General features: G+C 53.1%; 27 protein-coding genes. 15 read left to right on the top strand and 12 right to left on the bottom strand.

The window, feature by feature from the left end; all coding sequences use genetic code 11:
- The first annotated feature begins 168 nt into the window (after window positions 1–168).
- The 3 genes from RC73_RS21205 to RC73_RS14105 are packed head-to-tail and all read left to right on the top strand — an operon-like array spanning window position 169 to window position 1,410.
- Complete coding sequence (locus RC73_RS21205) at window positions 169–378, top strand: hypothetical protein (RefSeq protein ID WP_143078368.1); 210 nt, start codon at window positions 169–171, stop codon at window positions 376–378.
- On the top strand, window positions 350–958 hold the full coding sequence (locus RC73_RS14110; RefSeq protein WP_160289579.1) for a HipA domain-containing protein: 609 nt from the start codon (window positions 350–352) through the stop codon (window positions 956–958). Before RC73_RS21205 ends, RC73_RS14110 begins: the two co-directional genes overlap by 29 nt.
- The gene (locus RC73_RS14105) at window positions 955–1,410 is read left to right on the top strand and encodes a helix-turn-helix transcriptional regulator (RefSeq protein WP_039035248.1); all 456 of its coding nucleotides are present in this window, start codon (window positions 955–957) and stop codon (window positions 1,408–1,410) included. The genes RC73_RS14110 and RC73_RS14105 overlap by 4 nt, the downstream gene beginning before the upstream one ends.
- Window positions 1,411–1,657: 247 nt before the next feature.
- On the opposite strand, the gene fis is transcribed toward RC73_RS14105, so the two are convergent.
- The 3 genes from fis to prmA all read right to left on the bottom strand — a co-directional run bounded on the left by fis (window position 1,658) and on the right by prmA (window position 3,983).
- The gene (fis, locus tag RC73_RS14100) at window positions 1,658–1,963 is read right to left on the bottom strand and encodes a DNA-binding transcriptional regulator Fis (protein WP_025011339.1); all 306 of its coding nucleotides are present in this window, start codon (window positions 1,961–1,963) and stop codon (window positions 1,658–1,660) included.
- Window positions 1,964–1,977: 14 nt separating this feature from the next.
- Window positions 1,978–2,949: a tRNA dihydrouridine synthase DusB gene (gene dusB, locus RC73_RS14095; RefSeq protein ID WP_039035247.1), complete on the bottom strand. Its 972-nt coding sequence runs from the start codon at window positions 2,947–2,949 to the stop codon at window positions 1,978–1,980.
- A gap of 152 nt (window positions 2,950–3,101) precedes the next feature.
- Window positions 3,102–3,983, bottom strand: coding sequence for a 50S ribosomal protein L11 methyltransferase (gene prmA / locus RC73_RS14090; RefSeq protein WP_039035246.1), 882 nt, complete (start codon window positions 3,981–3,983; stop codon window positions 3,102–3,104).
- Between the two features lie 351 nt (window positions 3,984–4,334).
- Between prmA and RC73_RS14085 the strand changes: the two genes are divergently transcribed.
- The 4 genes from RC73_RS14085 to RC73_RS14070 all read left to right on the top strand — a co-directional run bounded on the left by RC73_RS14085 (window position 4,335) and on the right by RC73_RS14070 (window position 8,674).
- Window positions 4,335–5,060 carry a fumarate reductase cytochrome b subunit gene (locus RC73_RS14085; RefSeq protein ID WP_052248200.1) on the top strand — a complete coding sequence of 242 codons (726 nt, stop codon included), beginning with the start codon at window positions 4,335–4,337 and terminating at the stop codon, window positions 5,058–5,060.
- Between the two features lie 130 nt (window positions 5,061–5,190).
- Window positions 5,191–5,856 carry a fumarate reductase cytochrome b subunit gene (locus tag RC73_RS14080; protein ID WP_039035245.1) on the top strand — a complete coding sequence of 222 codons (666 nt, stop codon included), beginning with the start codon at window positions 5,191–5,193 and terminating at the stop codon, window positions 5,854–5,856.
- Between the two features lie 65 nt (window positions 5,857–5,921).
- Window positions 5,922–7,949: a fumarate reductase flavoprotein subunit gene (locus RC73_RS14075; protein WP_039035244.1), complete on the top strand. Its 2,028-nt coding sequence runs from the start codon at window positions 5,922–5,924 to the stop codon at window positions 7,947–7,949.
- Entirely contained in the window at window positions 7,946–8,674 is a 729-nt protein-coding gene (locus tag RC73_RS14070; protein WP_028781383.1) for a fumarate reductase iron-sulfur subunit, read from the top strand. Before RC73_RS14075 ends, RC73_RS14070 begins: the two co-directional genes overlap by 4 nt.
- Before the next feature lie 153 nt (window positions 8,675–8,827).
- Here RC73_RS14070 and purD read toward each other — a convergent pair whose 3' ends face one another.
- A complete protein-coding gene (purD, locus tag RC73_RS14065; protein WP_039035243.1) occupies window positions 8,828–10,123 on the bottom strand; it encodes a phosphoribosylamine--glycine ligase in 1,296 nt (431 codons plus the stop codon).
- A gap of 134 nt (window positions 10,124–10,257) precedes the next feature.
- Window positions 10,258–11,847, bottom strand: a complete 1,590-nt coding sequence (gene purH / locus RC73_RS14060; protein WP_039035254.1) for a bifunctional phosphoribosylaminoimidazolecarboxamide formyltransferase/IMP cyclohydrolase — start codon at window positions 11,845–11,847, stop codon at window positions 10,258–10,260.
- A gap of 276 nt (window positions 11,848–12,123) precedes the next feature.
- Here purH and zntR point away from each other — a divergent pair, with 276 nt between their 5' ends.
- Entirely contained in the window at window positions 12,124–12,615 is a 492-nt protein-coding gene (gene zntR / locus RC73_RS14055; RefSeq protein ID WP_039035242.1) for a Zn(2+)-responsive transcriptional regulator, read from the top strand.
- Window positions 12,609–13,943 (top strand): SO_0444 family Cu/Zn efflux transporter, encoded by a 1,335-nt coding sequence (locus RC73_RS14050; RefSeq protein WP_039035241.1) that lies wholly within the window; start codon window positions 12,609–12,611, stop codon window positions 13,941–13,943. The genes zntR and RC73_RS14050 overlap by 7 nt, the downstream gene beginning before the upstream one ends.
- A gap of 84 nt (window positions 13,944–14,027) precedes the next feature.
- Here RC73_RS14050 and RC73_RS21395 read toward each other — a convergent pair whose 3' ends face one another.
- Window positions 14,028–14,159, bottom strand: a complete 132-nt coding sequence (locus RC73_RS21395) for a hypothetical protein (protein WP_256213884.1) — start codon at window positions 14,157–14,159, stop codon at window positions 14,028–14,030.
- 426 nt (window positions 14,160–14,585) lie between these two features.
- Window positions 14,586–15,473: a DMT family transporter gene (locus RC73_RS14045; protein WP_039035240.1), complete on the bottom strand. Its 888-nt coding sequence runs from the start codon at window positions 15,471–15,473 to the stop codon at window positions 14,586–14,588.
- Between the two features lie 125 nt (window positions 15,474–15,598).
- On the opposite strand from RC73_RS14045, the gene RC73_RS14040 reads away from it, so the two are divergent.
- The gene (locus tag RC73_RS14040; RefSeq protein ID WP_039035239.1) at window positions 15,599–16,402 is read left to right on the top strand and encodes an AraC family transcriptional regulator; all 804 of its coding nucleotides are present in this window, start codon (window positions 15,599–15,601) and stop codon (window positions 16,400–16,402) included.
- A gap of 617 nt (window positions 16,403–17,019) precedes the next feature.
- Here RC73_RS14040 and RC73_RS14035 read toward each other — a convergent pair.
- Both RC73_RS14035 and RC73_RS14030 read right to left on the bottom strand, forming a co-directional pair.
- Window positions 17,020–17,409, bottom strand: coding sequence for a GreA/GreB family elongation factor (locus tag RC73_RS14035; RefSeq protein ID WP_224867961.1), 390 nt, complete (start codon window positions 17,407–17,409; stop codon window positions 17,020–17,022).
- A gap of 229 nt (window positions 17,410–17,638) precedes the next feature.
- Window positions 17,639–18,613, bottom strand: coding sequence for a LysR family transcriptional regulator (locus tag RC73_RS14030; RefSeq protein ID WP_039035238.1), 975 nt, complete (start codon window positions 18,611–18,613; stop codon window positions 17,639–17,641).
- A gap of 683 nt (window positions 18,614–19,296) precedes the next feature.
- On the opposite strand from RC73_RS14030, the gene RC73_RS14025 reads away from it, so the two are divergent.
- Both RC73_RS14025 and RC73_RS14020 read left to right on the top strand, forming a co-directional pair.
- Window positions 19,297–19,764 (top strand): GNAT family N-acetyltransferase, encoded by a 468-nt coding sequence (locus tag RC73_RS14025; protein WP_039035237.1) that lies wholly within the window; start codon window positions 19,297–19,299, stop codon window positions 19,762–19,764.
- Window positions 19,765–20,082 carry a putative quinol monooxygenase gene (locus RC73_RS14020; protein ID WP_039035236.1) on the top strand — a complete coding sequence of 106 codons (318 nt, stop codon included), beginning with the start codon at window positions 19,765–19,767 and terminating at the stop codon, window positions 20,080–20,082. It abuts the gene before it with no gap.
- A gap of 56 nt (window positions 20,083–20,138) precedes the next feature.
- Here RC73_RS14020 and RC73_RS14015 read toward each other — a convergent pair whose 3' ends face one another.
- Complete coding sequence (locus RC73_RS14015; RefSeq protein ID WP_039035235.1) at window positions 20,139–20,390, bottom strand: hypothetical protein; 252 nt, start codon at window positions 20,388–20,390, stop codon at window positions 20,139–20,141.
- A 210-nt stretch (window positions 20,391–20,600) separates the two neighbouring features.
- On the opposite strand from RC73_RS14015, the gene RC73_RS14010 reads away from it, so the two are divergent.
- Entirely contained in the window at window positions 20,601–21,479 is an 879-nt protein-coding gene (locus tag RC73_RS14010) for a radical SAM protein (RefSeq protein WP_039035234.1), read from the top strand.
- Here the strand turns inward: RC73_RS14010 and RC73_RS14005 are convergent, their stop codons facing one another.
- Window positions 21,480–22,325: a mechanosensitive ion channel family protein gene (locus tag RC73_RS14005; protein WP_039035233.1), complete on the bottom strand. Its 846-nt coding sequence runs from the start codon at window positions 22,323–22,325 to the stop codon at window positions 21,480–21,482.
- A gap of 123 nt (window positions 22,326–22,448) precedes the next feature.
- Here RC73_RS14005 and RC73_RS14000 point away from each other — a divergent pair, with 123 nt between their 5' ends.
- On the top strand, window positions 22,449–22,940 hold the full coding sequence (locus tag RC73_RS14000; protein ID WP_039035232.1) for a hypothetical protein: 492 nt from the start codon (window positions 22,449–22,451) through the stop codon (window positions 22,938–22,940).
- 19 nt (window positions 22,941–22,959) lie between these two features.
- Here the strand turns inward: RC73_RS14000 and ygiD are convergent, their stop codons facing one another.
- Window positions 22,960–23,739, bottom strand: coding sequence for a 4,5-DOPA dioxygenase extradiol (gene ygiD / locus RC73_RS13995; RefSeq protein WP_039035231.1), 780 nt, complete (start codon window positions 23,737–23,739; stop codon window positions 22,960–22,962).
- A 446-nt stretch (window positions 23,740–24,185) separates the two neighbouring features.
- Here ygiD and RC73_RS13985 point away from each other — a divergent pair, with 446 nt between their 5' ends.
- Entirely contained in the window at window positions 24,186–25,361 is a 1,176-nt protein-coding gene (locus RC73_RS13985) for a type III PLP-dependent enzyme (protein WP_039035229.1), read from the top strand.
- The last annotated feature ends 21 nt before the right edge of the window (window positions 25,362–25,382 follow it).

Here is a 25,382-nt window from a genome sequence, read left to right as displayed (position 1 = left end):
CTCCTCACCGTTTAACCATGAGTGGTGCACTTATTATCTGAATTCGGGGTTTGAGTAATTAGTTACTCATTAGTTGTCTTTTTGGGATTTAATGAGTATTTTGATACTCATAATTTCTTTGGGAGCGCTCATGGAACATTTAACCATTCAGGCTTTTATCAATAGCCAATGCTAGATATTGCAAAGCTCTCTTTTCCAAACAGCGAACAAGGTCATTATCGGCTTACCTCATTAGATTACGAGCAAGATTATGCCTTGGCAGAACTCAATAAAGACGACATGCATGCCGTTTCGATAAACCACCCTGTCAGCCTGTTTTTTGATGAGCCGGGGTGGCTTTGTTTCCTCGATGACATCATTGTGGCTGCCGCGTTTTGATATTTATTTCAATGAACTCGGCCTGCAGCGTTACGCGATGGAATCGGTTTACTCGATACTGGGTAAAGCTGCGGGAGTTAGCTTAGATCATGGGCAAACCATAAGAAGGCTTGTCCACAAGAACACTCATAGCCATATGGTCTTAGAGCAAGGTTATCAGTTTGATATTCAGGCTTTTGTGCTTGAGTGGGTTCAGAGAGACTTACTCAATATCCTATTTGGTAACAGTGATAACCACGGGCGTAATACCGCATTTCTTAAAGGTGATGGTTGGATAAAGCTTGCCCCTATCTATGATTTTGCACCAATGAAGGCTGATCCTGAAGGGGTGGCCAGAACCACAAAGTGGCAAGCACCGCTCGAAGTTGGGGGGGAGTATGACTTCCAAGGTATTGCCGATTCGTTGGCCGATTTGGTGCCTGCTCAAGAGTTAATGGCAGCATTAAAGCTCACCGCCCGGCAATGTCTTAACTTGAAGCAGCGCTTAATTGCGCGTGGTGTACCGGAACGGATTATCGATATGCCTGCGATTGGCTTTACTTATATCGAAGACAAGCTAACAAGGTGGGGATTGGTATGAGTGATAAAACATCTACCCTTGAGTCTGCTAAAGAGGCTATTGCTCGTCTTAGAGCTAATCGTCGGCAAGCTGGTGACGTTGCAATTGAAGCGTCAAAACGCCGGCTCTCACTAGGCGCTGAAGAGACTCATGCAAAGCAAACTCCTTCTCCCCAACGCGCTTCCAAGCATAGCGGGAGGGTGAGTACTGTTGAGAGACGTAAGGCCATCGAAGGCGTTACCCAAAGGCTATTACGCGGAGAACTTACTCAAGGGCAAGCTCTTAAAACTTTACGTATTGAGGTTTTAGGTCTAACCCAAGAGGAGTATGCAAATTTGGCTAAAGTGTCACGCAAGACCCTCTCTGACGTTGAGAACGATCGGGGTAGCTATAAGACTGATATTCTCGACCGATTGTTTAAACCCTTTGGCCTGAGAGTGGGGATTGTGCCTATCTCTACCGGCATCAAATAGCGACTATGGTTGTGCCTTTGTGGGGAGAATAAATACAGTTTCATACTGTATTTATTCTCGATTACCCGCTGGTTCCCTTGATCATTCGTTATCGAAGCGGTCGTTAGCATCCAGCTACTGCATAGTTTCTAGCTGGCCCTGATTGCTCCAGCTAGGAGCGTGTGTAACTCGGTGTATAACTAGAAGCAAAAAAGCCAGTCGTAGTGACTGGCTTTCTCTTTTAATACAAGCTCTTAATCCTTATGGATTAGTTCATGCCGTATTTTTTCAGCTTCTTGCGCAGTGTGCCGCGGTTGATGCCCAGCATATTGGCGGCGCGGGTCTGGTTGCCACGAGTGTGCTGCATAATGATATCAAGCAGAGGTGCTTCAACTTCGCATAGCACCATTTCATAAACTTCCTGGGCTTCTTGACCGTCCAACTGAGCGAAGAAGTTGCTGACAGCGCGCTTTACGGCGTCGCGCAGTAACTGGGGCTTGATGGTGCCGTTAGCGGTTTCGATTTTGCCTACGGTAAGCTGATGAGCTTCTGTGTGAGTTGTCTGATCAAACATTCGTATTCTGCTCTTTATTTATCTAGTACACATTCATCAAAAAAACGTTCCACCATGGAACATTGTTCTGCAGCGGTTTCCAGCCGGTTAAAGTCGGCACGGAACTGGCGCTGTTCTTCCTGGTCCAGGTACCATCCCATATGTTTTCTGGCGAAGCGGACGCCCTTTACTTCCCCATATAAATCATACAGTTTGGTTAGGTGTTCCAGCATCACTTGACGCTGCTCTGCCATCCCAATGGGCGCTAGCTTGCTACCTGTGTCCAGGTAATGCTGGATCTCTCTGAAAATCCAAGGCCTTCCCTGGGCACCCCGTCCTATCATCAGGGCATCGACACCTGTGTAATCCAGCACGAAACGCGCCTTCTCCGGACTATCGATGTCCCCGTTGGCGACAACAGGAATCGAGACATTCTGTTTGATCGCCTTGATGGTGTCGTACTCGGCATGACCCTTGTACATGCATTGGCGGGTGCGGCCATGAACCGCGAGCGCCGTAATGCCACTATCTTCGGCAATCCGGGCGATTTGAACACCATTTCTGTGTTCTGGGGCCCAGCCCGTGCGAATCTTCAGCGTTACCGGCACATCCACTGCGGCAACCACGGCATCCAGTATTTTCTTTACCAGTTCCGGCGATTGTAGCAGGGCAGAACCCGCGAGCTTTTTATTCACTTTTTTTGCCGGACAACCCATGTTGATATCTATGATTTGGGCGCCTTGCTCCACATTGTAGCGGGCGGCCCAAGCCATATTATCGGGGTCAGCCCCGGCAATTTGTACTGAGCGTATGCCTTCTTCACCCGAGTGCGTCATTCTCTGGCGGCTCTTGTCTGTGTCCCAAAGGTCGGGATTGGACGAAAGCATCTCTGACACTGCCATGGCTGCGCCATAACGGATACAGAGATTGCGGAAGGCCTGATCGGTGACACCTGCCATTGGTGCCACGATCAGCTGATTCTTCAGTTGATAGGGTCCAATCTGCATTTTACTGTTTCACCTTGCTCTTCAAAGGGGCGCTATAGTACGCCTTTTTGCCAGCGGTGAAAAGGTCAATAAATGACCTGGGCAAAACTTTTTTACTTGACTTTTGATTGGTTGGAAGTCAGCGCCAGTGCGCTCTGGCGCAGTCTTTAACGCTATTTGCGCACTCCTGTCAAGCGGCTCCAATCTTCTTTGTGAACCGCTTCGTCCATCTCGAACCATTGAGCGTAAAATTCGCGGATCTCTTCGGCTTGTTCCTGCAGTAAGCCGGACAGCGCCAGTTTGCCACCCGGACGAACCAACTCGGCGATCAGGGGGGCCAGTTCCCGCAGTGGTCCTGCCAGAATATTGGCAACCAACACATCGGCCTGAATATCTTTGGGTTGATCTTCAGGCAGGTAGAGGCTGAGTTTGTCATCCACGCCGTTGCGCTTGGCATTATCACGGGAGGCGTCTATCGCCTGGTAGTCTATGTCTATGCCTATGGCGTTGGTTGCACCCAGCTTGAGACCGGCGACCGCCAGAATGCCGGAACCGCAGCCGAAGTCGACCAGCTGTTTACCTTGCAGCTCCAGGCCATCGAGCCACTCCAGGCACAGGGCCGTTGTGGGATGTGTGCCTGTACCAAAGGCCAGGCCGGGATCCAGGATCACGTTGACGGCTTCTGGCTCTGGGATTTCACGCCAGCTGGGACAGATCCACAGACGCTTGCCGAACTGAATGGGGTGGAAGCTGTCCATCCATTCGCGGACCCAGTCTTTATCTTCTATCTGCTCTATCTTGTAGTTCAGCTTGCCTTCGAGGAAGGGTTGTTGCTTGAGCATCTCGACTGTGGGAGTCAGATCTGTGCCGGCATCGAACAGAGCGACCACCACAGTGTCGGCCCAAAGTGGGGTTTCTCCCAGTTTGGGCTCAAAAATCGGTGTATCTTTACCATCTTCAAAGGTGATGGAAACACTGCCTTCCTCCAGCAACAGGTCGCTGAGCGCTTCGGCGTGCTCGCTGCTGCTGTGGATGCGTAACTGGATCCAGGGCATGGAATCTTCTCTCGTGGGGGACAATAAAGCGCTATTGTAAGCCATAGGTTGCCGGCCTTGCCAGCACACCGGGGTAAAGAGGGCGGAGTGAAACCCGGTTTCAGCTTTGGCCCATCAGTGGCGCAATTTACGGTAATTATCTGTCTTTTTTGTTTCAAAATTTCAAATAAACTTTTGATTTATATTGGTTAATTGGTATTACCTCTGTTTTGCTGTAAGTGGTTTATTTGTGAGCATGATCAGATAATCCCCCACTTTCGATTGAGGCAGGTCACATTCAGACTCCTTGGTTGTTGGCGCAGTTTGGCTGTGAGTTATGTTGTAGATCCCAAGGATCTGTACCCAAAAAACATGCTGACAAAATATCACATCCCCGAGCGTTGGCTCGGTCATGCCAACAGCCACCACTGGTCGGCCAGAGCCGATCGCCTGCAGAGTGCCAGCGGCATTTTGCTGGGCATGTTTCTGTTGGCGCATCTTCACTTCGAATCCAGCATCATGCTGGGTAAAGAGGCTTTCTATAAGGTAGTGCAGGTGCTGGAAGGCGGTTGGTTCAGTGCCAGTGGTCACGGTTACCCACTGCTGACGCAACTCTTCTCTGTGTTCATTCTGCTGGTGGTGATACTGCATGCTGCCATGGCGCTCAGGCGCTTTCCGGCGCAGCTTGGCCAATGGCGGGCGCTGCGCAGCCACTTGCATCTGATTAAACACCGCGACAGCCACGCCTGGTTCTGGCAGTTGGCCACCGGTTTTATCCTGTTCTTCCTGGTGCCCATGCACCTGGTCACCATGATAGCCAATCCGGAAATCGGCCCCAATATGTCGGCCTACCGGGTTTGGCACGACAACACCTGGATGCTGTATATCCTGCTGCTGCCTGCGGTGGTGGTCCACGCCATGATAGGCCTGTATCGGGTGGCGGTGAAATGGGGCCTCAGCTTTAACCGCTCAGGCCTGAGGAAAATAGCCAAGCTATTGATTGTATACCTTATTGTGCTTGGTTTAGGCAGTTTGGTGACCTATATGCTGCTAGGTAATGATTTGCGCCTGCCGCTACAGCCGTTCGTTCCCGGTTAACTCAATATCAGTTAAAGGTAAATTAACCGGCAGAAGTTTGATCTGCCTCAGGGTTCGTTCGTCCTTTGTGATCCACATTGGTTTGACTATCTTTAAGCGGTTAAGCCATTGGATGACAGGGAGAATACGGATGATACGACTGAATGAGCGCTGGGGAGGCTGGTTGGATCTGGGGCAGAGTGCTTCAGGCGTGTTGTTGGCGCTGTTTTTGTGGACCCACCTGTTGCTGGTGTCTTCAATACTGCTGGGGGCGCCGGCAATGGAGTGGGTGGCCCGCAATATGGAGCTGAGTTTTCTCAGTGACGATGGCCACGGCTATCCCTGGGTGGTGAGTCTGATAGCCATAGCCGTTGCCGGGTTGGCGTTGCTGCATGTGCTGGTGGCTTTGCACAAGTTGCCTCTATCGCTCCGGCAGCAAAAAGTTCTGAAACAGCAACTAGTGCAAATTGATCATGGCGATACCCGCTTGTGGGTGTGGCAGGCCGCGACCGGAGTGGTGATTTTGCTGTTGCTTCCTGTGCATCTTTGGTTGGTGGGTTCGGCCCCGGAAACCATAGGGCCACAGGGCTCGGCCGACAGGATTTGGAACCAGTATGCCTGGGCCTTGTACCTGCCACTGCTGCTGACCGTGGAGTTACATGCCGCCATAGGACTGTACCGGGTGGCATTGAAATGGGGCGCAGCGCGGGATCTCAACAGCCGGGCGCGCCTTAGAAAAATTAAAACCATACTCAGTGTGGCGTTTATTGCCGTAGGTCTGGCGTCCTTGCTGGCCTTTTGGCCCCACGCGAGCTGAGTATCGATAACCCAAACAGATAGCTTTCGGGTAAACGGCATTGGGCCGTCCCATAAGGAGTGTGTGTGAAACTCATCTATACGGATTCGTTGGTTGTCGGCGCCGGATTGGCGGGGCTGCGGGTAGCCATCGCTTCCAAAGAGCGTGGCCTGGATACCCTGGTACTGTCGCTGATCCCTGCCAAGCGCTCTCACTCGGCCGCGGCCCAGGGCGGCATGCAGGCCAGTCTCGGCAATACCGTCAAGGGCATGGGCGACAGCGAAGATGTGCATTTTCAGGACACGGTCAAAGGCTCAGACTGGGGCTGCGATCAGCAGGTGGCGCGAATGTTCGCCCACTGTGCTCCCAAGGCGGTACGTGAGCTGGCCAACTGGGGCGTACCCTGGACCAGGGTGACTGCCGGGCCGCGTCAAGTTGTGGTCAATGCCGAAAAGGTGACTCTGGAAGAAGCCGCCGAGGCTCACGGGCTGATCAACGCCCGCGACTTTGGCGGTACCAAGAAATGGCGCACCTGTTACACCGCCGATGGTACCGGCCACTCGCTGCTGTATGCGGTGGACAACAAGGCGATCTCCATGGATATCCCGGTGCATGAGCGGGTCGAGGCGCTGAAACTCATCCACGACGGCAGCCGCTGCCATGGGGTTATTGCCCGCTGTTTGATCACAGGTGAACTCAGGGCCTATATCGCCCGGGCCACCACCATAGCCACGGGCGGCTATGGCCGTATCTATGAGGTGTCCACCAATGCGGTGATCTGTGAGGGGATAGGCCAGGCGCTGGCGCTGGAAACCGGGGTGGCGACCCTTGGCAATATGGAAGCCGTGCAGTTCCACCCCACGGCCATAGTGCCCGTGGGCATTCTGACCACAGAGGGCTGCCGTGGAGACGGTGGCTTGCTGCGGGATAAAGACGGCTACCGCTTTATGCCTGACTATGAGCCGGAAAAGAAAGAGCTGGCCTCCCGTGACGTGGTATCACGGCGGATGACAGAGCATATGCGCAAGGGCAAGGGAGTCGACAGCCCCTATGGCCCTCACCTGTGGCTGGATATCACCCTGCTGGGGCGCAAGCATGTGGAAACCAACCTGAGGGAAGTCAAAGAGATCTGCGAGAACTTCCTCGGTATAGATCCGGCCGAAGAGTGGATCCCGGTGCGGCCGACCCAGCACTATTCTATGGGCGGTATTCGCACCAATCACACAGGGGAGAGCCCGCAGCTCAAGGGGCTGTTCAGTGTCGGTGAGGCGGCCTGTTGGGACATGCATGGCTTTAACCGTTTGGGCGGTAATTCGCTGGCGGAAACCGTGGTCGGCGGCATGATCATAGGCAAATATGTGGCCGACTTCTGCGAGCAGGAGGAGTTGGTGCTGGATACGGCGCTGGTGCAGCGTTTCCGTGATGAGCTCAACCAGGAAATAGACGAGTTGCTGGCTCGGGAGCAGGGCGAGAGCCCGTTTGAGCTCAAGCGCCTGATGCAAAGAGTGATGATGGACTATGTTGGCATCTTCCGTAACGGCCCAGAGCTGGAAAAGGCGGTGGCCGAACTCAAGGATTTGCTGGCTCGTTCGCGCAATATTGTTGTCACCTGCAAGAAGCGCCACGCCAACCCCGAGTTGGTCGAGGCCCTACGGGTCAGGCGTATGCTTAAGGTGGCGCTGACAGTTGCCTGCGGCGCCCTGGTGCGCACCGAGAGCCGTGGTGCCCATGCCCGCGAGGATTACCCGCAGCGTAACGACAAAGACTGGCTCAGCCGTACCCTGGCCAGTTGGCCGGACGCCGACGCGCTGGAGCCTGTGCTCAGCTACGAGGCGCTGGATGTGATGCAGATGGAACTGCCGCCCGGCTATCGCGGCTATGGTGCCGACAATGCCATTGCCCATCCGGATACCGCCAAACGCGAGCAGGAGATTGCTGCCATTCTCGCGTCTTTGGGGCCGGATGCCGGCGCTGAAGACAAGCAGCGGGCGCTGATGCCGTTCGAACTGCCGGAAAGCCTGCGCCCCGGCAACGAGCGCCTGAGCGACCGCCTGGCTTACCCACAGACTTCAACCCCTTCTCAGCCTAACCCTGCCGGAGATGACAACGCATGAGTGGCCGCACTTTAACCTTCAGGATCTTCCGTTACGACCCACAGCAAGCGGGAGACAAGCCACAAATGGTGGACTATCAGCTGCAAGAAACCCCGGGGATGACGGTATTTATCGCCCTCAATCGCCTCAGGGAGGAGCAGGACCCATCGTTGCAGTTCGACTTTGTCTGTCGCGCCGGGATTTGCGGCAGCTGCGCCATGGTGATCAACGGCTTTCCTACCTTGGCTTGCCGCACCTTGACCGCCAAATATCCAGATGGACTGATCACCCTGATGCCGCTGCCAGGCTTTGAGCTGATAGGGGATCTGTCGGTCAACACAGGCAAGTTTATGCGTGAGCTGGCTGAAAGGCTCAAGCTGTGGCTGCACCCCAAGCCGGATCAGCAGGATATCCACCATTTGGAAGCCCCGATGGACCCGGAGGAAGCCGCCAGACTCTATGAACTGGAGCGCTGTGTGGAGTGCGGTGTCTGCGTCTCGGCCTGCGCCACCAAGCAGATGCGCGACACCTTTGTCGGCGCCGTCGGCATGATGAAAATCGCCCGCTTCGAGCTGGATAGCCGCGATGCCCGCAGCGCCGAGGACTTCTACCATGTGATAGGCAATCAGGATGGGGTGTTCGGTTGTATGACCCTGCTGGGATGTCAGGACAACTGTCCTAAAGACTTGCCCCATATGCAGCAGATAGCCTACCTGCGCCGCAAGATGGCCAGTACCTTGCTTTAAAGTGATTAAGCATTCAGAAAACTAAGCCTTCAGGGAACTATGCCTTCAGAGAACTAAGCCCTCAAAGAGCTAAGCTGAGGTTCAAACAGAAAAGCCCGGAAAATTCCGGGCTTTTCTGTTGACTGTTGAGTCTGGTTTACTGAGTGAAAGCCGTTATGCCTGCTCGCGGGCGATGGCGCGATAGCCTATGTCGGTTCTGAAGTAGACATCGTCCCAATGGACTTCATCCACCAGGGCATAAGCGGCCTGCTGGGCCTCGGTCACTGTGTTGCCCAACGCGGTGGCGCACAATACCCGGCCGCCATTGGTAACTACATGGCCATCGACCATCTTGGTACCGGCGTGGAACACCTTGGCTTCATTATTGCCGAGCGACAGCCCTTCGATAACATCACCCTTGCGGTAATCATCCGGATAACCCCCGGCGGCCATGACCACACCGACGGCGGCGCGCTGATCATATTCGGCGCTGACCTTGTCCAGCTCACCACGGCAGGCGGCCAGGCAGAGCTCCACCAGATCCGACTTGAGGCGCATCATGATAGGTTGAGTCTCGGGGTCGCCGAAGCGGCAGTTGTATTCCAGCACCTTGGCGCTGCCATCGGCGGCAATCATCAAGCCGGCATAGAGGAAGCCGGTGTAGACATTGCCTTCGGCGGCCATGCCGTCAACCGTTGGCCGGATAACATTGGCCATGACCCAATCGTGCACTGTTTGGGTGACAACCGGCGCCGGGGAGTAAGCACCCATGCCGCCTGTGTTGGGGCCGTTGTCGGCGTTGTCACGGGCCTTGTGATCCTGGCTGGTGGCCATAGGCAGAATATTGTTGCCGTCGACCATCACGATAAAGCTGGCTTCTTCGCCGCGCAGAAACTCCTCAACGACCACTCTGGAGCCGGCTTCGCCGAACTTATTGCCTGCCAGCATATCGTCGATGGCGGCATCGGCCTCGGTTTGATCCTGGGCGATGATCACCCCTTTCCCGGCGGCCAGGCCATCGGCCTTGATCACCACAGGGAAACCAGTGCGACCGGCAAGCTCGGCGACATAGGCCTTGGCCGGGGCAATTTCAGTGAAGTTCTGGTAGTCGGCGGTTGGGATCCTGTGGCGGGCAAGAAAGTCTTTGGTAAAGGCCTTGGAGCCTTCCAGTTGCGCCGCCGCTTCTGTGGGGCCAAAGATATTCAGGCCTTCGGCGCGGAAGGCATCGACCACTCCCAGTACCAGAGGGGCCTCTGGGCCGACTATGGTGAGGGTTATCTGTTGTTGCTTGGCAAAGGCCAGCAGCGCCGGGATATCCGTGGCTTCTATCGCCAGGTTTTCCAGCTTGGGCTCCAGCGCAGTGCCGGCATTCCCTGGGGCAACAAATACGGTTTCCACGGCGGCAGATTGCGCTGCCTTCCAGGCCAGGGCATGTTCACGACCACCACCACCAATCACGAGTACTTGCATCTTCTTATCCTTTTTCGCTTAACGCCTTGCGGGCAGGTTCCGGCCGGGCAGGGCTTTGTTACGGCGAATCGCCGGAGGTTATTCCGGCGATAAGTTCATTGCATCAGTGCAGGCCGGTTTGGGCCTGCTGACTATCAGTGACGGAAGTGGCGCATATTGGTAAATACCATGGCCATTCCATGCTCGTCTGCAGCGGCAATCACCTCTTCATCGCGGATGGAGCCACCGGGTTGAATGATGCAGCTGATACCGGCAGCAGCAGCGGCATCGATACCGTCACGGAAGGGGAAGAAGGCATCGGATGCCATCACAGAACCTTCCACGACCAGGCCTTCATCGGCGGCCTTGATACCGGCGATTTTGGCGCTGTAGACCCGGCTCATTTGACCTGCGCCCACCCCTATGGTCATGCCGTCTTTGGCATAAACAATGGCGTTGGACTTAACGAACTTGGCGACCTTCCAACAGAACAGCAGATCTTTGATTTCTTCGGCAGTAGGTTGACGCTTGCTGACCACCTTGAGGTCGGCCTCGGTCACCATGCCCTGATCTCTGTCCTGGATCAGCAGACCACCGTTGACCCGCTTGTAATCCAGGCCCTTGGTACGGCCTTGCCACTGACCACATTCAAGCAGGCGGACATTGGCTTTCTTGGCAACCAGCTCGCGGGCTTGCTCGCTGACTTTAGGAGCGATAATCACTTCAACAAACTGACGCTCGACAATGGCCGCCGCAGTAGCGCCGTCTAGCTCACGGTTGAAGGCGATGATGCCGCCGAAGGCCGAGGTAGGGTCTGTCTTGAAGGCGCGGTTGTATGCGTCCAGCAGATCGCTGCCCAGGGCGACACCACAGGGGTTGGCGTGCTTGACGATAACGCAGGCGGGTTGCTCAAACTCCTTGACGCATTCCAGCGCGGCGTCAGTGTCGGCGATATTGTTGTAAGACAGCGCCTTACCCTGCAGCTGCACGGCAGTGGCGACCGAGGCTTCGTCTGTGTTGAGGTCAACATAGAAGGCGGCACTCTGGTGGCTGTTTTCGCCGTAGCGCAGATCTTGCTTCTTCAGCAACTGAGTGTTGAAGGTGCGCGGGAACTTGGAATCCTGGTGACATTCGTCCTTGCTGTGGGCCGGAACCTGAGTACCGAAGTAGTTGGCTATCATGCCATCATAGGCGGCCGTATGTTCAAAGGCGGCAATGGCCAGATCGAAACGGGTCGCCAGAGTGGTTGAACCCTGGTGGGCCGCCATTTCTGCCAGTACGCGTTGATAGTCAGAGGCGTTGACCACTATGGTGACGTCTTTATGGTTCTTGGCCGCGGCGCGCACCATGGTTGGGCCGCCGATATCGATATTCTCGATGGCGTCTTCCAGGGTACAACCCGGTTTGGCAACGGTTTCGGCGAAGGGGTAGAGGTTAACGGCCACCAGGTCAATCGGGCCTATGCCGTTGGCTTCCATGACGGCTTCGTCCTGGCCACGACGGGCGAGAATACCGCCATGCACTTTGGGATGCAGTGTCTTGACCCGGCCATCCATGATCTCTGGGTGACCTGTGTAGTCTGAAACTTCAATGACAGGTATAGCGTTATCCGCCAGCAAGCGGGCGGTGCCTCCGGTGGACAGCAGTTCAACGCCCTGGGCATGCAGCGCCTTGGCGAACTCCAGGATTCCGGTCTTATCAGATACGCTCAAGAGCGCGCGACGTATGGGTCTGGCATTATTCATTTGGGTACAGTATTCCACTTTTTTATATTCAAGGATCTTTCGGAAAACCAGGCAGTGCTGATTGGCATTGTTTTCCAAAAGTCCCTCGAATGGTCCGGGAACCCTCAAGGCGCGCTGTATTTTAACGTAAAACAATTTGTGGCGGTGTTTTTTCTACGCGTTTCACAATATTGCTCTGCGAACAAGCCAAAACCTCGAAGCGGGCTAAAAAACACTTGACCTTGGATTAAGCTCCAAGCTTTATACTTGAATAGGAATTATTAGCAGGAACTGCATATGTACAGGATAGGTGAACTGGCCAAGCGCTTTGATATCAAGGCCGATACCCTGAGGTTTTACGAGAAACACGGCCTGCTGGCACCCTCTATGCGCACCGACTCCGGCTACCGGGTCTACAGCGACAGGGATGCCGAGCGGCTGAAGTTTATTCTCAGGGCCAAGGCGGTGGGTTTTACCCTGGGGGAGATAGCCGAACTCTTGTCCATTGAACTGGATAAGTCCAACCGTGCCTGCAGCGATGTCAAAGGCATGGTGGACGACAAGTTGGATAAGGTGCAGCAGAAAATTGCCGAGCTTAACCAGTTCCGCCAGTCTTTGCAGTTACTGTCTGATACTTGCTGTGGCGGCCCGGAAAGTGCCGAGCATTGTTCGATTCTGGAGGCGTTGGAGTCTTGTGACGATGAGCTGTCCCCCAGAGTCGAAACCGGCAAGGGTCACAATCACAGTCATGCCAATAGCCGTGCAAGTAGGGGCGCAAAATCATGTTGATGGATAATTTTATTGAGCTGTTTCTCGAGTCGGCACCCTGGCTGCTATTGGGGCTGGTGCTGGCGGGGCTGCTGAAGGTTTTTGTTCCCATGAGCTGGATGCAAAAGCAATTGGGGGGCCATGGCCTCAAGACCACGGTTAAGGCGGCCCTGCTGGGAGCGCCTTTGCCGCTGTGTTCTTGCGGCGTTATCCCGGCCGCCGTTGGCCTGAGGCGCAGCGGCGCCTCCAAGGCTGCCACCACCTCTTTTCTGGTGTCGACCCCTGAAACCGGCGTCGATTCGGTCACTGTGTCCTATGTTCTACTCGGCCCCTTTATGGCGATTGTCAGGCCCATTGCCGCGGTATGCAGTGCCATAGTGGCGGGTTTGCTGGTTGGCCGCGATGATGAGCCGGTTTTGCCCTCTGAGGCAGTGAAGATGAGCGAGCCGGAGAAGGCTCAAGCTAAAACCGTGGCCCAGTTCAAGCCGGCAGTCGCCGCCAACTACAGTCCTCTCAAGGCCGCGCCGACACAAGCTCAGAGTTCCTGTTGTGCCCCGGCCAAGGTGCAAGAGGCAGACTGCTGCAGTACGGCCAAGGTCAGTACCGCTAAGGTCAGCACCGCCGGCAGGTCTTGTTGCTCTTCGGTCAAGGGGGAAGCCACTCAGTCCTGCTGCTCGCAACCCAAGGTAGAGACGGCTTCATGTTGTTCTTCATCACAATCGGCCTCAAGCTGCTGCGACAGTGATGACATGGCGGCTGAACTTAAGTCGAAGTCTGTCTTGCATAGAGTGCTGGCCGGTCTCAAGTATGCCGCCACGGATTTGGTGCGTGACACCGCCATCTGGTTGCTGGTGGGGTTGTTCTTTGCCGCGCTGGTACAGACCTATGTGCCGGGAGACTTCCTGGCCCAATGGGGCGGCGGTATTCTGGCTATGTTGGTGATGGTTCTCATCTCCATCCCCATGTATATCTGTGCCACAGCTTCAACGCCGATAGCGGCAGGTTTGCTGTTGGCCGGGGTTTCCCCGGGCGCTGTGTTGGTATTTATGCTGGCGGGACCTGCCACCAACATAGCTACTCTGGGCGTAGTCGCCAAAGAGATGGGTAAACGGGCGCTTTACGGCTATCTTGGTGGGGTACTCGGGGTGGCGCTGCTGGCCGGAATGCTGGTGAACCTGCTGGTGGCGAACTTTGGTTTTGAAGTGATGCCGCAGATAGGGGAAGAGCACCAGTTACTGCCACAGGCTGTGGTTAACTGGTCGGGGATTATTCTGGCGCTGCTGATGGGCAAGGTGATTTACGACAAGATCCCCAGGCGTTGGCTGCGGCGGGATTGCTGCTCTGGCTGACACTCAACTGAATATAGGGAAAGGCGCTCGATTGAGCGCCTTTCGTTTTATCTATTGCCAAACAGGGGCTGTGAAGGGAGGGGGTCATTTGCTTTGTTTGATATTCTCCACAGGATTGAGTTTGGCCTGTTTCTTGGCTATTTTGGCGGCCCGTTTCTCCTTGGCAGAGTGCATGGGTTTCTTCTTTTGCTCTTTGCTGTTTTTGTGCTCTTTCATGGTGTTGATTCCATTGATAGCGAAAGCCTGGCTGGGGTTTATCTCCCCGCTTCCTGCAATTTAAGATCCACTTACAGCTGGCATACCGGTCAGTCAGACACCGGCGTGATTCAACCAGTTGGTCGGCTTGGGCCGACCTGAATATTTTACGCCTGTTGCCGAAATACTGCTGTCGGCTTCAATAGAATATTTGTGAATAACGCTCTGGTTTTGAGACGGTATTTGACTAAGGAGCGTTAACAAGCTTTATCTGTGCAGTGCGTCGGTTTGCAGGCCTGGACGCAAGGCGCGGTTCGCAGCCAATGGCCCTGGCCCTTTGCAAGAATTTTCTAAGAGTATTTCACTACAAAGTGGCCAGGGCCGTGCGCAAGATTGTGTGAGAGAGCGAGTGAAAGCTTGGACGAATCTGTCTCTGCCACAACTTTTTTAAAGTGCTTCCGCCTTGAGTATGGCTCTTGGGCGTCTGGCTCGATACTGCACCAGGCTGACCCCGGTCAGCACTAAAGCACCGCCGACATAGTGAGGTATTCCCAATTGCTCATCCAGTAGCGTGGATGCCAGCACGGCAGTGAAAATTGGCATCAGATTCATAAAGATGGCAGTTCTCTCTGTGCCCAGTAGGGCTATTGCTTTGATCCAGGCCCAAGGCGCCAGAATCGAGGCACAGATAGCGGCATAGGCTATCAAGGGCAGTGAAGCCTGAGTAATGCTGATACTGCTGGCAAAAAGCAGCAGGGGGGACAGCATGAACACGGCGAACAGTATTTGCACGTACAACAAATCCCAGGTCGGCAGTTGCAGTGACCAGCGTTTCAACAGCACGCCGTAGAGGGCGTAGACCACGGCGGCCAGCAGTAACAGGAGATCGCCGGGAACCACTGAGGTGGACAGCCGGGCCAAGTCGCCTTGGCTGAGCATAAACAGTAAGCCGCTGAAGGAGATAAAGGCGCCAAGCAGTGCCAATTTGGAGAGCCTTACTCCGAGTAAAGGCACCGCCAGCAACAGGCTGAGAACCGGCACCAGAGAGGTGATCAATGCCATATTGGTGGCGCTGGTGGTCGCGGCGGCAAAATACGCCAGGCTTTGGTTCAGCACCATTCCTAGGCTTGCCAACACGGCGAGTTTGCCAAGATGAGGGCGAATCATGGCGCGGCGGCGCCAAACCCCGGGAAGCAACACTGGGGTCAATAACAAAAGTGCAAAGGCCCAACGATAGAAGGAGATGGCTTCCGGCGCTATAACATCGGCGGAGAGTTTATTAACCAGACTATTGCCGGCCCAGATGGCTACCGCCAATAAGGGAAAAAGATACAAAAAAGGACTCCTCAGCCCTAAGAACAAGGCTTAACAGATAGATAATAGGGGCAGATTATTTCACGTCTTATGTGATATACATATCTGCTATCAGACAAGTTCAATCCGCCTTCGGACATAGGTATATGGCTAATATTTATCATCCACCGGGGCAGCATCCTGGTGATGGCTCACAGGTGTTTTTCTATTACCAGCAGTTTTCACCCGATACGCTGACACCCATGCACAGCCATACCTGGGGGCAACTGCAATTGAGTCGCGGTGGTTTGATGGAGCTGGTGGCTCAAGGGCGGCGCTTTATGTCGTTGTCGCAGTGCGGTATCTGGATCCCGGTCGGTATAAAACATGAGAGCTACATGCGCCGCTGCGTGCAGTACAGTTCAATGAATGTGCCGCAGGAACTGGCTACCAGGCTGCCCAAGCACATCTGCCTACTGGAGTTGAGTCCGATAGCGGAAGCTATTTTGATGGACTTGAACTCAAGAGGTGTTGAGTTGGCCCATACGCCTGAGGATCAAAGGCTGCTTAAGGTGCTGTTGGATCAATTGAGTCGGGCCAGGGAAGTGCAGCCTTTTTTACCGGTAACCGACCATCCCATGTTGCAAGCCATAGCTGCCGAGCTGGAAGCCGTACCTGAGGGCGGGCGCAGTTTTGCTGCCTGGGCAGATACCTTGGGGACAACAGAACGTACGTTGGCGCGCTTGTGCCAGGCAAGGCTTGGGATGAACTATACCGAGTGGCGGCAACGTTATCGCTTTATCCACAGTTTACAATTGCTGCGGCAAGCGATATCAGTAAAAGAGGTGGCATTGACGCTGGGGTATCATCAGACCTCGCCCTTTATTAGTTTGTTTCGCAAGTATGCCGGTTGTACACCACAGGCTTACAGGCAACAACTGGCCCAAGGAAGTGCCCTTGTTCTTCCTTGAAAAAAGGGGCGCCTTAAGGCGCCCAAAAGGTGGCTCGAAACTAAGGAAGGTGCGAACAAGTCCTCGTGGCACTCTGGCTTACACAGCAATTGGCGTTCAAGGCATCTGACTGAAGGCATGCCGGGGCCTGTCGAAGTCGGATAACGCAGAGAGCCCTTTGCAGTGAAAGCCCCGAAGGGCGTGGCTTACAGGCCTGCCTGCTGTGTTGTGTTTCTTGCAAAGGACTAGGGCCATTTGCTGCGAACCACGCCTTGCATTCAGGCCTGTAAGCCGACGCAGAGCACACATGGGACTTATTTGCACCTTCCCGAAGGAGTAGCTTGGGCTTACTCTTGATCTGCGCGTTTTTCGCGCTTTTCCCGTCGTTTTTCTTTCAGGGATTTAGTTGGTTTTTTCTTCGCTTTTTCTTTACTCATGAGCGTATCTCCTCTTCAATGACCCCTCTCCACGCCGCCGCTTTGCTAGGAGAGAGGGCTGTTTCCCCTTTGACCGACCGGGAAAGAGGCGGTGGTCAAAGGATTAAGCCAAACCCCGGATCATCCTGTCGGGGCAGTTCACGGCTGAATTAAACACTTCAAGGCACTGTCTCCTCTTGTTAAGCGTCTATAAGCATGCAATCAGGCTGGCAGGCAGGGCCTTGGCTGGTTCAGGGATAAGATCTGAAACAGCACGGGGCCACCTGGTACATCCACTTCAATCAGTTCATCCAGCGTACATCCGAGCAGGGCTTCGCCCAGATCGGACAATACCGAATAGCGGCCGGAGTCGGGATCATGTTGTTGTGGATAAACCAACTCTACCTCCAGAAATTCGCCGGTTTTCAGGTTTTGCAGGCGCGCCTTGGTTCCCGGGTGCACCACACCGCCGCCGGGACAGGGTTGCGCCAGTCTGGCGATCACCGATGCCAGGGTCAGTGGTCTCAATGAGACATTGAACGAGTTTTGCAGATAGAGCTGCGATGTTTTGAATGAAAATAGATCTGCCAGTGCAGACAAAGATTTATACACCACCACAACCTCACAGGCTGAAACGGAAAATGAATAGAAAACTTTGTTACTGCCGGATGCGCGGCCGCACCCGGCTTACACTGGAAATGTCAGTGAGGTGCTCTTGAGAGAAAAAGTGTGACTGTACATAATGAGCCTCCGCAACATCAATGCAAGTGCAAGCACTTAAAAATAAGGGAAAATATGACCAACACCCACCATAGCCCAAGGAGATCGTAAAAGCAAACCCTCAATGGTCACAGCAGATATTGGTCGGGGTCATCTGTGCCAAATTCTCCGGGGGAATGACATAGGGGGGTATGTCCAATACCAGATTACCCCAACGTTGGAACAAGGCTTCATAGAAGTATTCGATAAAGGTGCGGCATTTTCTCGGTAGATAGGCGCGTTTGGGATAGATGAGATTGACAGTGACATGCTCCATGGGAAAATCTTGCAGTATCGGCAGCAAGTCACCTCGCTGCAATGCATCATAGGCAATCATCATAGGTAGGCTGGCGATCCCAAGGCCATCTATGGCGGCTTCTCTGGCCAGGGTGATATTGTTGACCTGCAAGCGACAGTCGGGAATGATCTCTTGCCACTGCTTGCCATCAAATATTCGCCAGTTGCCATCTATGTATGGTGATGCCAGGCGTATTCCTTTGTGCTTCAATAGCTCATCGGGTGAAGCCGGTGTACCAAATTTCTGTAGATATTCCGGGCTGGCCATCAACACCTTGTGGGCATTTATCAGGCGGAAGTTTTCCAGTCTCGGGTCATCCAACCCCTGGACATGAAACATCACATCGATCCCTTCTTCGACCATATCTACTTTGCGGTTGGTCAGTTCGGCTTCAATCTGCATTTGTGGATAGTCTTCCAGAAATTTGGCAATTACAGGGCCGAGAGCTTGCTGGCCAAATTCTATTGGGCAAACAATACGCAGGTTGCCGCGGATAGTTTGCTGACTGGCGCTGAGTTGATCTTCGGCGCTGCGTAAATCCGTGAGTATTTTATTGACTTTGTTGAAGTAAATAGACCCTGCCTCAGTCAGTTTCAGGCTACGTGTGGTGCGTAGTAAAAGCTGTACTCCAGTGCTGTGTTCCAACTCGGCTATCTTACGACTAACGGTCGCCTTGGTGATGCCCATTGCCTTAGCTGCGGCGGTAAAGCTTCCCTTATCAACAACTTGTGCAAAAACCTGTATCCGATTAAGATCCATTTTATTGTTACGCCTGTGAAACAGTGGGTTGAGTATCGGGTATCTAATAAATCTACTGAGACAGTTGTAAAATACCACTGCAAACTTCAGGAGTCTAATGATGTCAATGAGTGAGGCCGTCAGCGTTATCTTCGGCTCTCTTGGAATGTGATTACTGACATCGGCAGTCAATATTTATTGAAGCCAAAAACAGTGCTGATATAAAAACTGATATTGCTTGTGCTCGACCCTTGGTGCCGGATGGGGTTGTGTGAGGTAAGGGGACTCGACAGAGCCCGACTTCCACATTGATAACCCGGTTCGTCGATACAGACCTATTTAGATGCGTTTCCCGACCAAACCTTTACTGGTGTTATCGATAGTCTGTCACCGGCCTCCGGCACCAAACCTATCCCACCTTCTCTAGGCTACGCCGGGAGATGGCTTGGCGCTTAACTCGGTAACTTGGGCTATTTTTCTTTGTGGCGCTTGGCTTTGAATAACAAGCAAGGCCGGTTATTTTGAGGACTCGGGACGAGCGATCACTGTCTTATCGACCACATCATGGGGCAGGCCAATGATTGGAGCGTGCGTCTCTTGGTTATACATCTTCATCCCTCCTATCGTACTCATTGCTGAGATATTTTGCGCCGAATTTCAGACTGGTGTAGGCTGAGTTTCCGAGAAATAACAGAGTACTACCTGTGCAGTGGCAATTATTACCCTTTACAGAGTTAACCTTGGACTCCCTCTATGAATTGATGAAACTGAGGGTGGATATTTTTGTAGTTGAACAAAATTGCCCTTACCCTGAGTTGGATGAAAAAGACCGCGTGGCGGGGACCATGCACCTGCTTGGCCGTGGTAGTTCCGGAGAACTGTTGGCTTATGCCAGATTGCTGCCAGCAGGTGTCAGTTATTCCCAGGTCAGTATCGGCCGGGTAGCAGTCGCGCCCAAGGCTCGTGGTGATGGCCGCGCCAGGCAGTTGATGCAGGAGGCGATTGTTAATTGTCAAAAGCTGTGGCCGGCTGAAGATATCAAGATTGGCGCGCAGGATTATCTGCGGGCGTTTTACCAGAGTTTGGGGTTTGAAGCGGTTTCAGATGTTTATCTGGAAGATGGCATTCCCCACCTGGATATGTTGTTGCATGCTCAAAAGAAGGACACTTGAATGTCGTTATATCGTATAAACCAGCGTCAAATCGTATGTGTGGCCAGCTTTCTGGCCAAACCAGGCAAAGAACAGGCTTTGATTGAGGTGCTGGCGGCACTAATCACGGATACTCGCAAGGAAGATGGTTGCATTCGTTACGAGTTGAATCAGAGTCGTGATGAGCCGCGCAGGATCACTTTCGTTGAGAAGTTTGTCGACATCGAATCTTTCGATCAGCACTGCGCTAAAGGAGCCATCCAGCACTATTTCCATCAGCAAATGCCTGAGCTGGTAGAGTCCCATCATGTAGAGACTTATCAGGAAATCATCGTCTGATATTTCCGGGATGAATTGAAGCAGGCTTTAAAACCAATGCCCCGTCCGGGGCATTTTCAGGCCCTCAGGCGAATATCCGGTTGCAGATCCAGCTCTCCTGCCGAGGGGATAGTCGCCAGCTGTGCATGCTGAGCTATGATAGCCAAGGGTCCACTGAGCAGATTACGTACAAACAGCAAGCGATAACCATATCCCTGTAAGCGATAGAAGGCGAGTTGTTGCTCGGCAGTCATGGCATGCCAATGGATGCTATTGCTGACCTGCTCTGCGTCCGGCTTTCGTCTGTCAGGTACTTGTGTGGCGATCATAGTGACTCTTTCCCAGATTGGCACTTGCTGACCATAAGGCGCTGCAGTTGTTACGTATTTGGCTAATATAACAGGCTTGCATGACTTAAAATATGATTTTGTTCAAAAAACAGACTAATTTAGCGCTTCAGTGTTAGCCCTAAAGTTTAAGCCTGGTCGTTACCGGAACATAAAGGGGTAATAGCGATTGGGTCATCGAGGAGGAGCCGTATGTTGTCCTATATTGAACCTGTGTTCCGGCCGCCATCGGAATGGAAATCTCTCATATTGCAGGTAACCAATGGTTGCAGCTGGAACCGCTGCGCCTTTTGCGACATGTATACCCAGGAGCAAAAGCGGTTCAGGGCGTTTAATTTGGAAAAGGTGGAGCAAGACCTGCGCCGGGTTGCAGCTTCCGGCGCCGAGGTGAGCCGGGTGTTTTTGGCCGATGGTGATGCCATGACTTTGCCGTTTGCCAGGTTGGAACAGATTTGTGAGCTGATTCATCACTACTTACCCAATGTCAGTCGCATCAGCAGCTATTGTTTGCCACGCAACCTTGGTAACAAGAGTGTGGAGCAGCTACAGCGGCTGCGGCAACTTAAGCTGTCCTTGCTGTATGTCGGTTGCGAGAGTGGTGATGACGAGGTGCTGACCCGTATTGGCAAGGGGGAGAGTTACGCCTCCTCGCTGGCGGCGCTGGAGAAAATCCGTGCTGCCGGGATTAAGTCATCTGTGATGATACTCAATGGTCTGGGGGGTGTGGCTTTATCGAGGCAACACGCACTTAATTCAGCGCGGTTGATGAATGAGGTGCAGCCGGATTATCTCAGTACCCTGGTGGTGACCCTGCCACTTGGCAAGGAAAGAATGGATAGTGCGTTTGATGGCGATTTTCAAATGCCGGACCAAAGACAACTGTTGCTGGAGATGCGTTATTTGCTGCAGGAGTTGGAGTTGAAGCAGACCATTTTCCGTTCGGATCATGCTTCCAATTATTTGGTGCTGAAAGGCATACTTGGGCGGGATAAGGCCAAATTGATGGCGACGGTTGAGGAGGCGCTCGCAGGACGCTTCGCCCTGCGAGCCGAGTGGCAAAGAGGCTTGTGATCAGTTCTCTTGTCGCTCAGTGATCCTTATGTCCCGTGCCGGGCAGGGGATCTGAATTCCTGCTTGTTGCAGGCCTTGCCAGATTTGCAGATTTATTTGGTACTTATCCTGGAAATAGCTGGCAGTGGGAACCCAATAGCGCACGCCGATATCTATGCCTGTGCTGTTAAAACCATTGATACCCACCTGTGATGGGGAGTTGGCATCGACACTGGGATGGCTGCCGAGCACCGCCTGAGCTATGGCTATCGCCTGCTGGGGATCGGCTTGATAGTCGATATTGAAGTGGGTTTCCACCAACTTGTTGGCAAAGGAGTTATGTAGTATCTCGCCGACAATGTGTTTATTGGGAATGCTAATCTGCTCGCCTTCCTCGTTGGTGAGTATGGTCAGCCCCAGATGAATATCTTTGACCAGGCCAGTGGTCCCCTTGACCGTGATGGTGTTGCCCACGATAAAGGGACGAGTGACGATAATGGTCACCCCAGCGGCGTAGTTGGATAGCATGCCCTGAATTGCCAACCCGGCACCCAGTGACGCGGCACCTATGGCTGCCACCATGGGGGTGACGCTTATCCCCAACTTACCTAAGGCAACGATGGCGATCATTATGATGATCAGTATCCGCACCAGATGGGTGACAAAGGTGGCCAGGGTGACATCGACATTGTGTTTTGCCAACTGGCGGCTGACGGTGTTGGCCACTTTGGCGGCCAGCCACAACCCCAGTAGAAAGATGATCAGTGCACCCAGGAGTTGGAAGCTGTATTTCACCAAAAACTCGGTTATCAGATCATAAACATTTTGCAGCTGCGCCAACTCCAGCTCCAACCCGGTATTTTTCATTGCTTGGCTCCTTTCCTGAAATGTCGCAAGATATGGACACAATATTCCTGAGTCATGTCACTCACTTGTATTCAATAACAGGGTATTCTGCCTCTTTGTTATGGCAAATTAAAAGGGAACTATATGAAGTCTTTTGCGTTTTTATTTTCTCTGTGTCTGACCATATTGGTCAGCCCTGTGATCCAGGCTTCCGAATATACAGTGGGCGATAGATTGACTCCCATTTCGCTGCAGGATCAGCATGAAGCAACCATGGTGTTGGATACTTCGGCCAAGTATCTTTTGTTTGGCCGCAGCATGAAAGGCGGGGAGATCATCAAAACTGCACTCGAAGGCCGTGATAATCAGGCGTTGCAACAGGCGGGTATCTTTTACCTGGCCGATATCAGCGGTATGCCATCCTTGATTGCCAAATTTGTTGCCATTCCACAGATGCGGGATCTGACTTTCAGTATTGCCCTGGACAAAGAGGGTGAGATCAGCAAATTACTGCCCGCCGCCAAGGATGCCGCCAGCCTGATCTCTCTGGACAAGTTGGCCATTACCAAGCTGCAATACTTTGATGATGCCGAAGCCCTGAAGCAGGCACTCAAAGAAGCCGGGCTGCAAGACTGAGCCCTTGGCAGCTAGAGCTTCAGCCGAGCTGCAGACTCAACATACTGATAGCCCCCATCTCCAGGCTGTTGTTGAACAGCAGCCTGCGCTCTCCTGAAAAGGCACTTCCCAATAAATAAAACAGCGGCTGCAGATGCTCATCTGTTGGATGACACAGCTCGGCGGTGTTGGCATCGACCAGGGTTTTATAGTCCAGCAGCGCTGAGTATTCTTCTGCCAATAAACTGTCGGCAACCGCTTGATTAAACCGGGTCGCCCAAGGCCGTGGTGGGCTGCCTGGTGCCAGGACGCGCAGATTGTGGACCACATTGCCTGAACCTATGATCAGTACGCCTTGCTCGCGCCAATGCCTTAACTCGCGTCCAAGCTGGAACTGCTGCTGCGCTCTGAGGTTTTGATCCAGACTCAGCTGAAATACCGGAATATCGGCCTCGGGGTAGAGGTGAACCAAGGCCGACCAACTGCCATGATCCAACCCTTGCGAATTGATACGAGTGACAGGAATGCTCAAACTGGCAGCAACCTGCTCTGCCAACTCCGGCGCGCCGACGGCCGGGTACTGCATGGCAAAGAGTTCGGCGGGAAAACCGCCGAAATCATGTATGGTTTGCGGCCGACGTGCGGTGGAAATAACTGTGCCCCGTGTCAACCAATGGGCCGAAAGTAATAATATCGCTCTGGGCCTGGGGAGTGTTTGTCCCAGCTTTTGCCACTGCTGTGTGGTGGTGTTGTTTTGCAAAGCGTTCATCGGGCTGCCATGGCCCAGAAACAGCGCCGGCATTATCTGTGTTGCGGACATAGAGTCTCCAAATCAGCTATCGGATGCAGCTCCTGACATATTTGCATTCAGCTTACCCGGACGCTCGATTGAAAATAATCGCAAAATACTCGCTATATACTTCCATTAAATCGAATATCTCCTGCTCTCCTGCTCTCCTGCTCTCCTGCTCTCCTGCTCTCCTGCTCCCCTGCTTGCCGCTATGCTTTACCTGTAGCCGTTTGCTTTGAAGCATCTTCAAGCGAGCAGCAATCATGGTTTGTATTTGAGGGTGAAAGTAGTAATTGCATGATTCTTAATGATTTTAATTTGTAGTCGTTAGGGTTTGAATTTTTGGAATAAAAAATTATTTTTAATGTATAAAAATTCATTGCCTGGGAGGCTGAAATAGCGTTTACTGCGCTGGATTTTAATCCGCATCGGCGAGGCTGTTCGCCGCACTTGAATGTCGAGGAGACACAGGGCCAATGAGCCAATTTCAATCTATTGATGTTGCTGATTATTATGACAATGAAACCTTTGAGCGTATCAAAGCTTTTGCCAGTGATAAGGTGACACCTTTTGTGGTGATAGATACCAAGATCATCGCGAAACAGTATGATGATATGGTGCAGAGCTTTCCCTTTGCCAGCGTTTATTATGCAGTGAAGGCCAACCCGGCACCTGAGATCCTCAGCTTGCTGCGTGATAAGGGCGCCAATTTTGATATAGCCTCCATCTATGAGCTGGATATGGTGATGGAGTTGGGTGTTTCCCCCGAGCGGATAAGCTATGGCAATACCATTAAAAAACGCAAGGATGTCAGAGCTTTCTACCAGCGTGGCGTGACTATGTTTGCCTCAGACTCAGAGGCCGATCTGCGGATGATTGCCGAAGAAGCCCCTGGGGCCAAGGTTTATGTGCGGATCCTCACCGAAGGGACTGAAACCGCCGATTGGCCTTTGTCGCGTAAGTTTGGTTGTCAGAACGAGATGGCCTATGAGCTTTTGGTGCTGGCCAAGGAGTTGGGGTTAAAGCCATACGGCTTGTCGTTCCATGTGGGCTCTCAGCAACGGGATATTGGGGCTTGGGACGCGGCTATCGGTAAGGTGAAGGTGATATTTGACCGGCTCAAAGAGGAACACGGCATAGTGCTGGAGATGATCAATATGGGCGGCGGCTTTCCGGCCAACTATATCGACAAGACCAATAGTCTTACCACTTACGCCGAGCAGATCATTCATTTCCTCAAAGAAGATTTTGGTGAGCAGTTGCCCAAGATAGTGCTGGAACCCGGGCGCTCCTTGATTGCCAATGCCGGAGTGTTGGTCTCTGAGGTGGTGCTCATCAGCCGTAAGTCCAACACGGCACTGGAGCGCTGGGTATTTACCGATGTCGGTAAGTTTTCCGGGCTGATTGAGACTATGGACGAAGCGATTAAGTTTCCGATTTACACTGAGGCTCAAGGGGAGCTGCAACCTTGCGTCATTGCCGGGCCTACCTGCGATAGCGCCGATATAATGTATGAACAGTACAGTTATGGGTTGCCAGAGGAGTTGGCTATCGGCGATAGGCTTTATTGGTTGACCACTGGCGCTTATACCACCACTTATTCGGCTGTGTGCTTCAATGGTTTTCCGCCTTTGCAAGACTACTACTTGTAATCCTGGCTAGGGTTTTAGCCT

Origin of the sequence: Shewanella sp. ECSMB14102 (genome assembly GCF_000813075.1) — a bacterium.
GTDB classification, from domain to species: domain Bacteria; phylum Pseudomonadota; class Gammaproteobacteria; order Enterobacterales; family Shewanellaceae; genus Shewanella; species Shewanella indica.
Note: the sequence above shows the minus strand (reverse complement) of the source record. Positions and strands in the feature narration are given on the sequence as shown.